This window comes from Spirosoma spitsbergense DSM 19989, assembly GCF_000374085.1.
Classification (GTDB): Bacteria; Bacteroidota; Bacteroidia; order Cytophagales; family Spirosomataceae; genus Spirosoma; species Spirosoma spitsbergense.
On record NZ_KB893416.1, the window covers coordinates 1 to 15,048 of the forward strand.

The following is a 15,048-nucleotide window of genomic DNA, read 5'->3' on the forward strand; positions in this document are numbered from 1 at the left end:
CACCTCGACTTTGGTTCTGGGAGAACAGGCTGAAGTTATTGGGGATGGTCGCTTTGGTGTATGACTTCTTGTTGTCGTTACTGAGGAATTGGCCCCATTGGGTGCCTCTTTTTCTCAAACGGTGGGTACCCCGAACAGGCAATCGGCACCGAAAAGCTTTGGTGCCGATTTACCGCTTACGCTCAGCCATCACTAACGCACTGATGGTCGCATTCGCCATCACCCAAAATTCGGGATGACTCATGCTTTTCGCATTACTTTCTGTTTACTTTACCTGATTCACAACGGCGGCAAATGCCTCCGGGTGGTTCATGGCCAGGTCGGCCAGTACTTTCCGGTTCAGCGTGATGTCTGTTTTGTTCAGCGCGCCCATAAAGGCCGAATAGGATAACCCATGCATCCGGGCACCCGCATTGATCCGCTGAATCCACAGCGCACGGAAATCGCGCTTTTTGGCACGACGGTCGCGGTACGCGTATCCTAATCCTTTCTCGACAGCGTTTTTAGCAACTGTCCAAACATTTTTACGCCGACCAAAATAACCTTTGGCCAGCTTCATTACTTTTTTCCTGCGTGCCCGTGAGGCTACGTGATTGACGGAACGTGGCATTGTATGCTACTTGTTTTTTGACGACAGGCGGAAAGAGAGTGTAGCGTGTAGAATGAAAAGTGCAGAATAATACAGAAATCCTGTACTGATCGTTCATCATTCATCATTCATCATTCACTTAAAGCCTGGCTTCGGGTGAAACGTGAAACCAGAACGCAATCGCGTTCTTTCTTAGTCCTTAGATGTTCAGCAACGCTTTGATACGACGCTCATCAGGACCATCAACCAGCGTATCATGCACTAAATTGCGCTTCTGCTTGGTTGTTTTCTTAGTCAGAATATGACTGTGGAAGGCGTGCTTCCGCTTGATTTTTCCGGTACCAGTCAGCTTGAAACGCTTCTTGGCGCCCGAATTTGTTTTTACTTTTGGCATTGCAGTAAACCGCTTTGTGGGTAAAATTTAAGTAAACAGGCCGCAAAGATACAAAAAAAGAGAACGTAAAATGAATAATGGGCCATGTAAAATGGAGTAAGTCTTTCCTACTACCCTTTTACATGGTCCATTATTCATTTTACATGCCTAGCTACTTTTTATTTCTTAGGCACAACAACTTTGGGCGACAGGAACATGCTCATTCGCTTGCCTTCCAGTTTGGGTTCAGACTCCACCTTGCCGTACTCTTCCAATCCTTTGGAAAAACGATCCAGTAGTTGAAATCCCCGATCTTTAAATACGATGGCCCGACCCACGAACTGTACGTAGGCTTTCACCTTGGCACCTTCTTTCAGGAAGTTAATGGCGTGCTTGAGTTTAAACTCAAAATCGTGATCGTCCGTATTGGGACCGAATCGGATTTCTTTTATTACCACCTTCGTGGCGTTCGCCTTGATTTCTTTCTGCTTTTTCTTTTGTTCGTACTTGAACTTAGAGTAGTCTACAATACGGCAAACCGGCGGTGCGGCATTAGGCGACACCTCAACCAGGTCGAGGTTTTGTGCTTTGGCCATGGCCTGCGCCTTGTTCGTCTCGTAGATGCCCTGCTCTACATTCTCACCGACCACACGCACTTCGCGGGCTAAAATGCGCTCATTTACTTTGTAAGGTTCTTCAACCACGCGACGGGGTGGTCTGCGCTGGGGTAATGCCATAGATTATGTTTAGGGTAACAATTTTTCAAACTGACTTTCCAGAAGTCGCTTGGATAACGTAAAGGTTGCTAAAAAGTTCGATAAACCAGTCAAAATACGGATTCTAAACAAGTTTAAATCGGCGGGGAAGCGGGTGAGTGAGTGAGTAGTTGATCCACTCACTCACTGATTTATTACATCTTCACCTCCGCCTGGAATAAGGACACAAAGTCATCCACCAACATACTACCCAGGTCGCCCTGTCCTTTACGGCGAACAGACACTCCACCTTCGGCCGCTTCTTTTTCGCCAACAATCAGCATGTACGGGATTTTATTCACTTCGGCATCCCGAATTTTGCGGCCAATTTTTTCATCTCGATGATCGACAAAGCCCCGAATATCGTGTTCCTGCAGCGTAAAAAACAGGTCGTTGGCGTAGTCTTCGTACTTTTCCGAAATGGGTAAAATAGCAATCTGGTCGGGCGAGAGCCAGAGGGGAAAGTTACCGCCCGAGTTCTCAATCAGGATGGCAATGAACCGCTCCATCGACCCAAACGGTGCCCGGTGAATCATAACGGGCCGGTGTTTCTGGTTATCGGCTCCTACATACTCCAGTTCAAATCGGTTCGGCAGGTTATAGTCGACCTGTATCGTACCTAACTGCCATTTCCGACCTAAGGCATCACGCACCATAAAGTCGAGTTTAGGGCCGTAGAAGGCCGCTTCGCCCAGTTCCGTTACGGTTGGCAGACCTTTCTCGGCCGACGCTTCGATAATGGCTGATTCAGCCTTCTCCCACAGGTCGTCAGAACCAATGTACTTGGTTTTATTCTCCGGATCACGCAGGGAAATCTGGGCACTGTAATCTGAAAAACCAAGGGAGCGGAAAACGTGCAGCACCAGGTCGATCACCTTCATGAATTCATCCTTCACCTGGTCGGGGCGGCAGAAAATGTGCGCATCATCCTGCGTAAATCCCCGCACGCGGGTCAGGCCATGCAGCTCGCCCGACTGCTCGTAGCGATACACCGTTCCAAATTCAGCCAGCCGCAGGGGCAGGTCGCGGTACGAGCGGGGTTTGGTTTTGTAAATTTCGCAGTGATGCGGGCAGTTCATGGGTTTCAGCAGAAACTCCTCGTTTGGATCGGGCGTCCTGATGGGCTGAAACGAGTCTTCGCCGTATTTTTCCCAGTGTCCCGACGTTACGTACAACTGTTTGCTACCAATGTGGGGCGTCACTACCGGCGAGTATCCGGCCCGGAGCTGGGCTTTCCGCAAGAAATTCTCCAGTCGTTCGCGCAACACGGTTCCCTTAGGCAGCCATAGGGGCAGCCCCGCTCCTACTTTCTCTGAAAACGCGAACAACTCCAACTCTTTACCCAGCTTACGGTGGTCGCGTTTTTTGGCTTCCTCGAGCAGGTACAGGTACTCGTCGAGTTCTTTCTGTTTTGGATACGTGACGGCGTAAATCCGGGTTAGCTGCTTATTTTTTTCGTTGCCGCGCCAGTAGGCACCAGCCACGTTCATCAGTTTAGCCGCTTTAATAAAGCTCGTGTTGGGAATGTGTGGCCCCCGGCAGAGGTCGGTAAAATTGCCCTGCGTATAGAACGTAATCGTGCCATCGTCCAGCCCGTCGAGCAGGTCGAGTTTGTAGGGGTCGCCTTTTTCCTCAAAGTAAGCAATAGCCTCCGCTTTGCCCATGGGCGTACGGACGTAGGCCTGTTTCTGGCGAGCCAGTTCCAGCATTTTATCCTCTACCTTTTTGAAGTCTTCCTGCGAAAACGGCTGCCCCCCCAGGTCTACGTCGTAATAAAATCCCGTTTCAACGGCGGGTCCAATACCAAATTTAACCCCCGGATAGAGGCTTTCCAGGGCTTCGGCCAGCAAGTGCGCCGACGAGTGCCAGAAGGTGGCTTTCCCTTCGGGGTCATTCCAGGTCAGCAGCTGCACGTTGGCATCGCTCTCAATGGGCCGGGCAGCATCCTGCACCACTCCATTTACCTTGGCGGCCAGTACATTACGGGCCAGCCCTTCGCTAATCTGGGTAGCAACATCCAGGCCGGTACTGCCCTTTGGATACTGCCGAACGCTGCCATCGGGCAGCGTTACGCGGATTTGTTCGTCCTGCGCAATCATAGTGTTGTTAGTTATTTATGGCACCCACAGCTTACCTACAACTGTAAACTGCTTATTCTTACTACTTGTGAGACAAGGCGTATGATCTATTTCATACGCCTTGTATACTTTATCCGGCATCAATTCTGTCCAATCGGTTTCACCGTTCGCTGCAACGAATCGCTGGTACCCGATGTTACGCGGCTCTTGGGCTGAATGGTTGAAATACGAATACGACTCGTATCCAGTACGGGACGGCTTCGCGTTGGGTTCAGCGGTTTTGCTGCGGTATCCGGCGAAAAAAACGGATTATTTCTGACGTATTGATGGCGTTGCGAGCGCCATAAACCAGCAGCAGCCTGTCGGTCACCGGCGTTCTGCCGGGTGGCTTTGGTATAAGCCGCAATGGCCAGTTCGTACTGCCCCATCTGTTCGTGGCAGTACCCAATATAGGTATCAATACGCGGAAACTGGGGACTCAGTTCCTGAACGCGCTGGTAGTTAGCCAGTGCGTCGTAGTAATTCCGGTATTTCTGGTTGAGGAGACCCATCTGAAAATACGCCTGATAGTATGTTGGCTGTACCTTCACTGTTTGCTGATAATACAGCATGGCACTGTCTGGTTTACCCTCAGTATGATAGATTAATCCCCGGCCATAATACAGTCGGGCATTGTTCGGGAAGTAGTGTAGTGCCTGTTGATTATACACCAGGGCGGTGTTCATATCGCCAATGGTCCGATAAACGGAGGCCAGTTGATTGTACGTTTCCAGGTAACGGGGTTTTAGTCGTAATGACTGCTGGTATAATACCAGCGCCTGCGCCGTATCGCCCTGACGGGCGGTCATCAGGCCCTTAAAAAAGTACGCTTCGCCATCGTAAGGAGCCATTTGAAGGGCTTTCGCTACGTAAAGTTTCGCTTTATCGAACTGATTCTGCTGTTGCAGTAAATCGCCCTGAAGCGTATATAATTCGGGCGTATCAACACCTAATATTTCGGCCCGCTGCGCATTCTGGAGGGCCTGAGCGGGACGGTGCAATGCCCGAAGAATCTGAGCACGCGTCAGATAATACCCGCCTATGTTGTCATTCCGTTCAATGGCTTCATCAATATCGGTAAGGGCTTCTTTCACCCGCCCCATCATGAGTAGAATACCCGCCCTTTTTGCGTAAGCCGACGGGGGCGACGATTGATTGATGGCTGCGGTCAGTGCGCGAAAGGCCCCGGCTGACCGGCTACTGTCATCAAACGCAGGAAAGTCGGGGATACGGGCCGCCTGCCGGTTATCGTCGTTGCAGGCCATTAAAAAGAGCGAAAGAGCGAACGAGTGAAAGAATGAAAGAACGAAAAGCGGGCGCCCCCCTTTTTTGCTCGTTCGCTCTTTCGCTCGTTCGCTCTTTATACATCTCTCTCGCTCTTTCATTCTTTATCTATGAGCTAAACCGATAAAATACCCCTAACGGTAGCCGTTTGTTGGCCTGGTCAGACACGGCCAGCTCACCCCATTCCGGGTTTGGTACGCTGCCAAAAATCTGCCGTATCAGGTTATCCAGAATAAGGGGTGAGAACCCCAGCGAATACAAATTAATGATAAAGAAAAAATCGGTCCGATCCAATAGGTCGGCGCAGGCTTTAAGCAGTTCATTCAGGTGTTCTTCGAGCACCCACTTTTCGCCAGCGGGGCCACGGCCATACGCCGGAGGGTCCAGAATGATCCCGTTGTACTGATTGCCCCTTCGCACCTCACGCCGAACAAATTTCATGGCATCTTCCACCATCCAGCGGATATTGGTCAGTTCGCTATAGTCCATGTTTTCACGCGCCCAGCTAATAACCGGTTTCACTGCGTCAACGTGCGTCACCTCGGCTCCGGCCTGACGGGCTGCCAGAGACGCTCCTCCCGTATAGGCAAACAGATTCAAAACGCTGGGCCGGGCTACATTCGGCAGCATCGATTTGATTTTATCGTGAATATACACCCAGTTATTAGCCTGCTCAGGAAACAGCCCAACGTGCTTAAAGGTGGTAAGAGCCAGCTTAAACCTAAGGTTTAAGCCACCCTGCCTGAAGGAAACGGACCAGGGATCGCGCATATCGGGCTTGGTTTGCCAGTCGCCCCGTTCCGGCGACTGACGGTCGCGCTGGAAAACAGCATGGGCCAGACGTGTCCATTCCTGATCCGTGAGTGATTTATCCCAGACGGCCTGCGGTTCGGGCCGGGCCAGAATAAAGTCACCAAACCGTTCGAGTTTCTGAACGTTACCCGAATCAATCAGTTCATATTCCGACCAGGGCTCAGGAATAATCAGTTGTATGTCAGCCATGTACTTCTCTTAATGATAAATTATTGCCAGACTTGTCAGTTTATCATTCATCATTATTTTCCTGTCCCATTTTCAAAATCAATTCGAATTCATCCGCCCGAACGGGCATAACCGACAGGCGCGACTGCCGGATGAGGCTAAGGTTGGCCAGTAAAGGTTCGGCTTTAATCTGAGCCAGCGACACGGGTTTTTCCAGTGCCATAACGGGTTCCAGTTCTACCACTACCCAGTCAGTTGGTTTCGTGGCTGTCCCTTCAGGCTCGTTCAGGGCGGTGGGATCAGGATAGGCTTCGGTAACTACCGTTGCCAGCCCCACCACCGCAACGGCGGACCGCCCCGGCTTGGTATTACTGTGATAAAACAGGACCTGATCGCCCAATTGCATGGTTTTCAGGTTGTTTCGTGCCTGATAATTACGAACGCCATCCCAGACAGCACGTCCCTGCTCGATAAAATGATGCCAGCCGTAGGCGTCGGGTTCGGATTTAACGAGCCAGTAATTCAATGTTGAATGATAGATTGAGTGAATTATTGATTGGTCAGAAGAGTGACGGGCGGCCCGTTACTCTTTTGACCAATCAATAATAATCGTCCTGTTCGTGGCTGCTACTGCCAAATGGGGAACCATATTCATCGGCTTCATCGTCATTGTAACGCGGGCCAGCCACTTTCAATAACAGGGTCTTATACATGATCATGATCTGGCCGGTATGGTACATATCGTGGTTGATGATGCCGTGCAACATGTCGTAGTACGTATAATCCCGACCCGGTACAATGTCTTCCAGGAATTCGTCATCGTCCCGTTTGTCAAGTTCGTTGATGAGTTCTTCCTGGCTCAGGCTTAATTCCATTTCCAGTGCTTCCCACTCGAAATCGTCGATCTTATCGGGCAGGGCACCAAAATCTTTATTGGGGGTGGTAATATCGAATGCTTCATCGCCCTGCATTTTCTTGACGCAGAAAATTCGCCAGCTCGTCATGTGAAAAACAAGTTCGGCGATGCTATGGGTGTTGGGGGAAATTCGTTTCCCGGCCATTTCGGGTGTTACTCCCCGTAAAACATCGACTACCGATGGGCCGTGCCAGGCTTCCTCCCCCTCGTAGGTTGTATTCAGAAGGTCAATAATGCGAATCAGTTCGTCGTTTGGAACCATTATGAATGGATGATAAGGTGATTGGATGGGCCGGTAGGTTCATTCACCCTACGCGACATCCCTAAAAAAGAGTTTTTATACGGTATCGGTACGGGTTGCTTTCCGGATTGTGGAGACCCGTGTATCTGTTTTCAATCGTGTTATCAGGTTGTAAAGTTCCTGACCATCGCTGCAAAATAATCGGTTCATTACGCTGTATTCGTCAATTTCCCCATCGTTATCCCCAAACGCCGTACCCGGTTTTACGCTATCAGCAAAGGTAGCCATTATTGATGGTTTCCGAAAAAAACCCCGCTAAACATGAGCTCTGTTCATCAGTCTGCTGCGTAACTAAGCCTGGTATGCGTGGCTGGTTGGGGAATCCCGAAGAAGGATACAGGCGAGAATGCCGGATGGATGTGGGAACGCGCACCGGCTACGGGGTACGTTTGCGTTCCAGATTGCCTTTTTGGGGTTGGGGATGCAGCAGGTACACATCCAGCAGGGCGTAGGGCCGGGCGAGATACTCCCGAATCAGGGTACGGAGGGAGTAGCCATCGGGCACATCCTGCGCGGCAAAGGCAATGGCTTCCAGCCCCTCGTGGTTACCGATGTACAGGGCACGGGTATTATGAAAATTCTGGGAGATAATCGTGATCTTGTGCTGTTTGAACTCCGACTTGCACCGCACCACGGAGTCGAACGTTCGGAAGCCCGCGTAATCGAGTGTCATGACCGATGCCGGCACATCGAGTTTGACCAGGGCCCGCTGCATGTCAACGGGTTCATTATAGTACTCAGAATCATTATTACCGCTTAAAATGAGGTACTTAACCTTTCCCTCTTTCCATAATCGGGCCGTTGCTTCCATTCGGTATCGGAAGAACAGATTCTCCTTCCCCGACCGGACAAACTTACTCGTACCCAGCACCAGCCCGTATTCATTGGCGGGCAACTCATCCATATCGAAGTAAATCTGATCGCGGGTGTTATAAACGACCCACCAGTTACTGAGTAACACAACCAGGACAAAGAAAAAGGCCAGCCTGATGAAGGCTTTGATGACCCACTTGGCTATCCGGACGCCAGACGCTTCGTGGGGCGTGTCGTTACTGTAGTCCGTTGCCAAGGTCGTGTTCATTTACTTATGTTTAAAGACTAAAATGAGGATTTTCAATAAACCCAACTACGTTGCCAAAAGGGTCTTTGACCGCTGCGGTCTTTATTCCATCGCCTACTCCCTGAACAGCGGTGTGAACAGTAGCACCCCGGTCGAGCCAGTGTGTCATCACCGCCCCGATGTCACTAACGCCCCAGTACGTGAGGGTGTCGGCATTCGAAACAACGGTGGGTTCAGTATCGGGTACCAGCCCCAATTCATACCCGCCGACGGAAAAACCTACATAAAAAGGCTGGTCGAAATAGGGGTCAATACCCAGTACGTCCGCATACCAGGCGTTCACTACTGCCAGATCGGGGGCGGCATAAATAACCGTTCTCAGACCAGGCAATCTTGTTTCTGCCATCGTACTTGTCCGTTTACCGTTTAAAAACTCTTCGAGTTAATCGCTTTTCGACGCTAATCGCTAACCCGAAGAGTTTTTCAGGAAAACAGCCCTAACTGGGCCGGTTCTTTCTCGGTTACTTCAACCAGATCAATCGCTTTCGGTGCGCTCACCGGGGATGGTTTTGCCCCATCTTTCACTACTTTGGGGGCCAGCAGTTTAACCTCTTTCACTTTGGCAAAGGGTAGCTTATTCCCTAACGCTTTCCAGCCCCGCACATCAATGAAGCCTTCCGGCTCCAGAACCATTTTTTCCAGTGGCCCCCGGTCTTTTACCTGGTGAATAACCTCCATACGCGGGTACTGATCGACGGTAACGGCCAGATTCTTTGATCCTTTGGTATCACCGATAAAACTAAATTTCTTATCCAGCGATGTCGTCTCTACTTTAAACCGCTTCACGTACCACGCCTTCTGGTTCGCTTCGTAATACAGCGCCGACAGGACCGTTTCCGGGTCAAATTTCAGCAAGTTGGCTACGTCGTTGGGTTCGTAGCGGTTAGTCAGGTCAAAACTTGTCAGTTCGTACTGCCCGTCTTTATAAACGACCAATATACTATCCTTCGCGTCAAAATTCCCTAATAAACGTCCCCGTTCATCGCGGTTAAGCCGCCCCAGGTGTTCATCGTACCAGATATCGACCCCGCCCAGGGTGGACACGCCACCCGTTTTCTGAGTGAGTTTCCGGACGGGATACTTCGTGAGTATGTTTCCCTGCGCCGACCTATTTTTGATCCCAACACTGGCGAAGTCGAAGTCGAACTGTTTGATCTTGGCCGAGGATTGGGCCGTCAGGTTCACCGTAATGACTTCCGCTTCGCCATTATCGTTCGCACTAAAATAGGTCATCTTCGACTTCGGATTACCCATTGTCAGGTCATATTCCCGGTCGCGGGTGACGCCTGTAATCGGAAATCGCTTGGCCATCGAGATACCCGACTTGCCATCCAGGTATACGACATTATAAATCTTGCGCTCATCGCCCTTCTTGAATACCGATACGTACACAATGTCCTTGCCAACGAATACTTTATCCGTAATTTTCGTCACCAGGCACTTACCATCACGCCGGAAAACGATGATATCGTCGATGTCGGAACAATCGCTGACGTATTCATCTTTTTTGAGTCCTGACCCAACAAACCCGCCTTCGCGGTCGACGTACAGTTTCTGGTTGGCCGCAGCTACCACGCTGGCGGCAATGGTATTGAACGCCCGGATTTCGGTTTTTCGCTCGCGGCCTTTGCCGTATTTCTTTTGCAGTTCTTTGTAATAGGCAATGGCGTAGCGGGTGATGTTCGCCAGGTTGTCTGCCGTTTCGGCCATTTCCTGCTCTAACCGGCGCATCAGCTCCTCCGCCTTGAAGCCATCATATTTGGAAATACGCTTGATCTTGATTTCGGTTAGCCGAATCAGGTCATCCTGCGTGATAGTCCGGTAAAACTGCTTTTTATACGATTTTAGTGCTTTATCAATCGCTTCGAGCACAGCCTCGAAGGTTTCGCATTCTTCTATTTTGCGGTAAATCCGGTTCTCAATAAATACTTTTTCGAGCGAACTGTACAGCAACCGCTCCATTAATTCATTACGCCGGATTTCCAGTTCGCGTTGCAGTAACTGCACCGTTTGGTGGGTGTTGACCCGCAAAATATCGGTTACACTGACGAAGTGGGGTTTGTCGCCAATAATGACGCAGGCGTTGGGCGAAATGCTCACCTCACAATCGGTAAACGCATACAGCGCATCAATCGAAACATCGGGCGACACCCCAGGCTGCAGGTTCACCAGAATCTCCACATCCCTGGCCGTGTTATCGACCACGGCGGCTACCGTCCGGCTGGGGGCTTTAATCCGGATCTTGCCCAGTTCGGCCGCTTTCACGATGGAGTCGATTAACTGCGGGGTGGTCACCCCGTACGGAACATCGCGAATGGCGAGGGTTTTTTTGTCGACTTCCTCAATTTTAGCCCGTACCCGCACTTTGCCGCCCCGGTGCCCGTCATTATAATTACTAACGTCAATCAGTCCACCGGTCTGAAAATCGGGGAACAGGGAGACGGGTTTGTCCTTCAGGATGTTAATGGAAGCCTCAATCAGTTCGTTGAAGTTGTGCGGTAAAATCTTGGTAGAAAGCCCCACGGCAATCCCTTCCACCCCCTGTGCCAGCAGCAGCGGAAACTTAACCGGCAGGGTAACCGGCTCCCGCTTGCGGCCATCGTAGGATAGCTGCCACTCGGTAGTTTTATCGTTGTAAACGGCATCCTGCGCAAACTTCGACAGCCGGACTTCGATGTAGCGGGGGGCGGCAGCCCCATCGCCCGTACGAACATCGCCCCAGCTTCCCTGCGTATCGAACAGCAGTTCTTTCTGACCAATGTTCACCAGGGCTTCCCCGATGGACGCGTCGCCGTGCGGGTGAAACTGCATGGTTTGCCCGATTACGTTGGCCACTTTATTGAAGCGGCCGTCGTCCATTTCTTTGAGCGCGTGCAGAATCCGGCGCTGAACGGGTTTCAGTCCATCTTCAACGGCCGGCACGGCCCGCTCCAGAATAACGTAGGATGCGTAATCGAGGAAATAATTTTCGTACAGACCCGATACAACGGTCTGGTCATGCAATACATTCGTGGTAGGCTCAATCGGTTGTTTATCCGGTTCGGGATCGTCCGTCAGTTCGGTTCCGTCGGCATTAAGTTCGGCTTCGGGCTGTTGGTTATCGTCCTCTATCGGCTGTTCATTTTCTTCGTTTATCATTGACTTCTTACGGGAACTGCTCAGTGGATTCGACCGGGTTTTAACAAATGGCCGGGCGCTTATTCGATCCTTTAAATATACAAAGAAAAGTTGAAAAACGGGCATATTACCCATTAAAAGGGCTATTTATGCCATTTTTTTTCAATAGCCCCGGTTTAATTCGACCAGATTTTCCAGCGGCTGCCCCGCCCGAAAGCGTTCCAGATTCCGCCTGAACTGTGCCACTTTGCCAGCGGCCTCGTCGGGTTGTCCCCCGCCGGAATGCTGGGTGAGCAATACGTTGGGTAAGGTCCAGAGCGGACTATCGGCGGGCAGTGGTTCCCGGTCGGTTACGTCCAGCACTGCCCCACCCAGCTGGCCGGATTTCAGAGCCTGAATCAGGGCGGGTTCATCGGTCGTGTTGCCCCGGCCAACGTTGGCATACAGACTACCGGGCTTCATGGCGGCAATCACATCGACCGAAACAAAGCCTGCCGCCGTACCGGGCAGGCAGTTGATAACGATATCGGTTTCGGGTAGTATGGCTTTTAATTCATCGGCCGAGTGGACATCGGCTTGTGGGTCCGTGCGGGCCAGCATTTTTGTCGAGCAGTCGAAGCCGCTCAGCATCCTGCGCACTGCCTGACCGATGGTGCCGGTACCCAGAATGACGACCCGTTTTTGCCAGAGCGAATTGGTGCGGGCGCGAATGGGCACGCCTACCCATTCAGACCGGCTTTGCAACAGCACCAGTTCGGGAATACAGCGGTAGAGGGCCAGTATGCCCGCCATCATGGTTTCGGCGCAGGGGCGGGCGAAATAATCGCCCATATTGGCCAGTTGAGCGGGCACCTGAACGGACTGGTACCCATCGAAACCTGCCGAATCCAGTTGCCAGAATTTCAGGGTTGGCAGGGGTTCCGAAAACCAGGCAACCGGTGGATTCCCCAATAGCAAATCAGCCGCGCGAAAAGCAGCCTCCTGTTCTGCTTCGGGTAAATCCTGCCGAAATTGAGTGGTAATATCCGGGGGAAGCTGTTGCTGAAGTTCCGCTTTAAGGGTATCGGAAAGAGTTGTATTAACAAAAAGATGCATGGTAAAATCAAGTGGTCATTAAGTGGTCATTCATGGTCATTAGGTGGTCATTGACTATTCATCTGATTCAACGTGAAAAACAAAGAATGCCTGTGAATGACAATCAATGACCACCCTACTTCTCCCCTTTCAATTGCCCCATCAGCCAGGCCATCATTTTTTCCGTTTCTTCGGGGTAGGTCCAGTGGCCGGTGTCGAGGTAGGTTATATCCAGCGTCTTTGGGCCGGGAATTACATTATAAGCGGCATACATCGAGGTGGGCGGACAGGTTTCATCATTAAAACCCCAGGCATACCGGCCCGGCACGCGCACCAGCCGGGCAAAGTTAACCACGTCGTAGTAGCCCGTCGTTTTGATACGGTCAGGTTTGTTATTGAATGCCATGCTACTCCCCGCAAACAGGTGCGGCCAGCCCCCGGCCCGCCCGTTGAGGTACCCCGTCACATCGCTCAGGGCCGGGTAAAAGGCCCCCAGCCACTTAATGCGTGCATCAAGGCCGGCGGTAACGATGCTCAGTGCTCCGCCCTGACTGCCGCCCGTAACAGCCATATTCTGCCCGTCGTACTGCGGCATTCCCGCCAGGAAATCCACCGCCCGAACGCAGCCTAAATAAACCCGCTTGTAATAATACCGGTCGCGGTCGTCCAGGTCGGCCATCTGGTAGCCGTTGAGCGGCCCCCGTGCCAGGTCGGCATACACGCCGGGGTCCATCGTGACCGGTACGCCATGGATACCGACTTCGAGGGTGATAAATCCTTTATCGGCTTCGGCAATCATCCCGTTGTAGGGCCTGACGCCCGCGCCCGGTACCCGCAGAATAGCCGGATATTTCCCTTCTTTTTTAGGTACGCACAGGATGCCATAAAACCGGGAATTATTGACGTTTTGCAGGCTCAGGTGGTACACGTTCGTGAGGGCGGTACAGCGTTCGGGCAGGAGCGTCATGCGGGCATCGACCGGAATTTTGGCCAGATCGGCTTTCGCATCGGTCCAGAAGGTGTTGAAATCGGCCGGGTTGGCCACCGTTGGTTTGATGTTCTGTGGCTCAAACCCCGCCGTTGTCAGGCCCCGGTACTCCTTCCCATCCAACTCCACCGTGGCGATACAGCGCAGGAAACCCGGTGTTTTCAGGGTGCCCGCATCCAGTGCCAGCGTACCGTCTTTCAGGGTAACGGTTTCTTTTTTGGTCGGCTCCATCTTCTCCGGCCCGATTTCGTAGTGGAGTTTGGCATCCCGCAGCAGCACGTTGTTCCGGTAAACGGAGATGGTCAATTTGACGGATTCGCCGGGTTTATAGAGCCAGTCGGCATGGTCGGGGGTGACCATAACTTTTACGAACCGTTCGGATGGCTGGGCCACCGCTTCAGCGAAGCAAAAAAAACACAGAACAAGGAGCAGGCGTTTCATAGACACGAAAGGAGTTTAGGAGCTAAAGTAAAAAAGCCGCCGAACTTACCTGACGGATACCCGCTATTGAGTAGCTCCGTTGGTATCCCGTACTTTTTAATACCCAGCAAAAGCCGTTACCCATGATAAAAAAACACATTCTCCTGTTGCTTTTTGTACCGTTCAGTCTTGTCTCCGCGCTTCGTCCATACCAGACCAATCCCCTCGCCGGCACCTGGCGCTCGCAGGATGCAGGCAGGACGACACTGATCACCATTGCCGATGGCTACCTGATGCAAACGACATACGAACCGTCCCGCTTTATCGCCACCAAAGGCGGACCCTATAAACAGGAAACCGGTCAATTGCGGATAACGGCCGAGTTCGATACAGCTGATAGCAGCCGGGTGGGCCAGTCCGACGCCTACCGGTTTACCCTCCGCAATGACTTGTTAACACTGACCACACCATCTGGAAACCAGATATTTAGTCGTATCATCGAATCATCCACGGCCCTGACGGGTCTATGGCGCATCACGGCCCGAACGGGACAGGGAGGCCAGCGAACCCCCATGCCCAAGGGAGCCCGTAAAACCATCAAGCTACTAACCGGCAGCCGATTTCAATGGGTAGCCCTGAATCCGGAGACGAAGCAGTTCTTTGGAACGGGGGGTGGCACCTATACCCTGGCCGGTACCGATTACACCGAATCGATTGACTTTTTCTAATTGTAACAGTTTGCAATGATCGCTAAACAAAAGCTGCCATTACTGCTGTTGATGTGGTTGCACCCAAACACCTCCAGTAGCATGGCAGCTTCCAAAGATAAAATAAACTTCGCCACTATCTTCATTCCTATCGCTCAAAAAGACTATCCCCGCTTCATGAAAGAAATCGCTTTTGCCCGCCAACAAATCCAAGGATGGCTCCAGAAGCAACCCCAGTTGCTACCTGAAGCGATGCAGCAAGGCTTTGTCTTCAACGGAAAAAGCCGACTCTCCAAAAAATCCACC

16 protein-coding genes are annotated in these 15,048 nt (G+C 51.6%); 2 read left to right on the plus strand and 14 right to left on the minus strand.

Annotated features, from left to right (window positions below; genetic code table 11):
- Window positions 1–265: 265 nt before the first annotated feature.
- The 14 genes from rplT to B157_RS0105280 form a co-directional block, all read right to left on the minus strand.
- Window positions 266–610, minus strand: coding sequence for a 50S ribosomal protein L20 (gene rplT / locus B157_RS0105215; RefSeq protein ID WP_041951910.1), 345 nt, complete (start codon window positions 608–610; stop codon window positions 266–268).
- Between the two features lie 178 nt (window positions 611–788).
- Complete coding sequence (gene rpmI / locus B157_RS0105220; protein ID WP_020602318.1) at window positions 789–983, minus strand: 50S ribosomal protein L35; 195 nt, start codon at window positions 981–983, stop codon at window positions 789–791.
- 158 nt (window positions 984–1,141) lie between these two features.
- Window positions 1,142–1,699 carry a translation initiation factor IF-3 gene (gene infC / locus B157_RS34490; RefSeq protein WP_020602319.1) on the minus strand — a complete coding sequence of 186 codons (558 nt, stop codon included), beginning with the start codon at window positions 1,697–1,699 and terminating at the stop codon, window positions 1,142–1,144.
- 173 nt (window positions 1,700–1,872) lie between these two features.
- Window positions 1,873–3,816, minus strand: coding sequence for a threonine--tRNA ligase (gene thrS / locus B157_RS0105230; RefSeq protein WP_020602320.1), 1,944 nt, complete (start codon window positions 3,814–3,816; stop codon window positions 1,873–1,875).
- 119 nt (window positions 3,817–3,935) lie between these two features.
- Window positions 3,936–5,219, minus strand: a complete 1,284-nt coding sequence (locus B157_RS0105235) for a tetratricopeptide repeat protein (RefSeq protein WP_245565029.1) — start codon at window positions 5,217–5,219, stop codon at window positions 3,936–3,938.
- 7 nt (window positions 5,220–5,226) lie between these two features.
- Window positions 5,227–6,120: a class I SAM-dependent methyltransferase gene (locus B157_RS0105240; RefSeq protein ID WP_020602322.1), complete on the minus strand. Its 894-nt coding sequence runs from the start codon at window positions 6,118–6,120 to the stop codon at window positions 5,227–5,229.
- 43 nt (window positions 6,121–6,163) lie between these two features.
- The gene (locus B157_RS0105245) at window positions 6,164–6,625 is read right to left on the minus strand and encodes an EVE domain-containing protein (protein WP_020602323.1); all 462 of its coding nucleotides are present in this window, start codon (window positions 6,623–6,625) and stop codon (window positions 6,164–6,166) included.
- A 73-nt stretch (window positions 6,626–6,698) separates the two neighbouring features.
- On the minus strand, window positions 6,699–7,277 hold the full coding sequence (locus B157_RS0105250) for a DinB family protein (protein ID WP_020602324.1): 579 nt from the start codon (window positions 7,275–7,277) through the stop codon (window positions 6,699–6,701).
- A 75-nt stretch (window positions 7,278–7,352) separates the two neighbouring features.
- Window positions 7,353–7,544, minus strand: coding sequence for a hypothetical protein (locus B157_RS0105255; RefSeq protein WP_020602325.1), 192 nt, complete (start codon window positions 7,542–7,544; stop codon window positions 7,353–7,355).
- Window positions 7,545–7,692: 148 nt separating this feature from the next.
- A complete protein-coding gene (locus tag B157_RS0105260) occupies window positions 7,693–8,397 on the minus strand; it encodes a SanA/YdcF family protein (RefSeq protein ID WP_020602326.1) in 705 nt (234 codons plus the stop codon).
- A 10-nt stretch (window positions 8,398–8,407) separates the two neighbouring features.
- Entirely contained in the window at window positions 8,408–8,782 is a 375-nt protein-coding gene (locus B157_RS0105265; protein WP_020602327.1) for a VOC family protein, read from the minus strand.
- Window positions 8,783–8,859: 77 nt separating this feature from the next.
- Window positions 8,860–11,574 (minus strand): DNA gyrase/topoisomerase IV subunit A, encoded by a 2,715-nt coding sequence (locus tag B157_RS0105270; protein ID WP_026308506.1) that lies wholly within the window; start codon window positions 11,572–11,574, stop codon window positions 8,860–8,862.
- A gap of 141 nt (window positions 11,575–11,715) precedes the next feature.
- On the minus strand, window positions 11,716–12,648 hold the full coding sequence (locus B157_RS0105275; RefSeq protein ID WP_020602329.1) for a D-2-hydroxyacid dehydrogenase: 933 nt from the start codon (window positions 12,646–12,648) through the stop codon (window positions 11,716–11,718).
- 115 nt (window positions 12,649–12,763) lie between these two features.
- Complete coding sequence (locus tag B157_RS0105280; RefSeq protein ID WP_020602330.1) at window positions 12,764–14,056, minus strand: acetylxylan esterase; 1,293 nt, start codon at window positions 14,054–14,056, stop codon at window positions 12,764–12,766.
- 122 nt (window positions 14,057–14,178) lie between these two features.
- On the opposite strand from B157_RS0105280, the gene B157_RS0105285 reads away from it, so the two are divergent.
- Entirely contained in the window at window positions 14,179–14,763 is a 585-nt protein-coding gene (locus B157_RS0105285; protein WP_020602331.1) for a hypothetical protein, read from the plus strand.
- 15 nt (window positions 14,764–14,778) lie between these two features.
- Window positions 14,779–15,048, plus strand: a 270-nt coding sequence (locus B157_RS0105290; RefSeq protein WP_026308507.1) for a hypothetical protein, incomplete at its 3' end; no start/stop codon positions are given.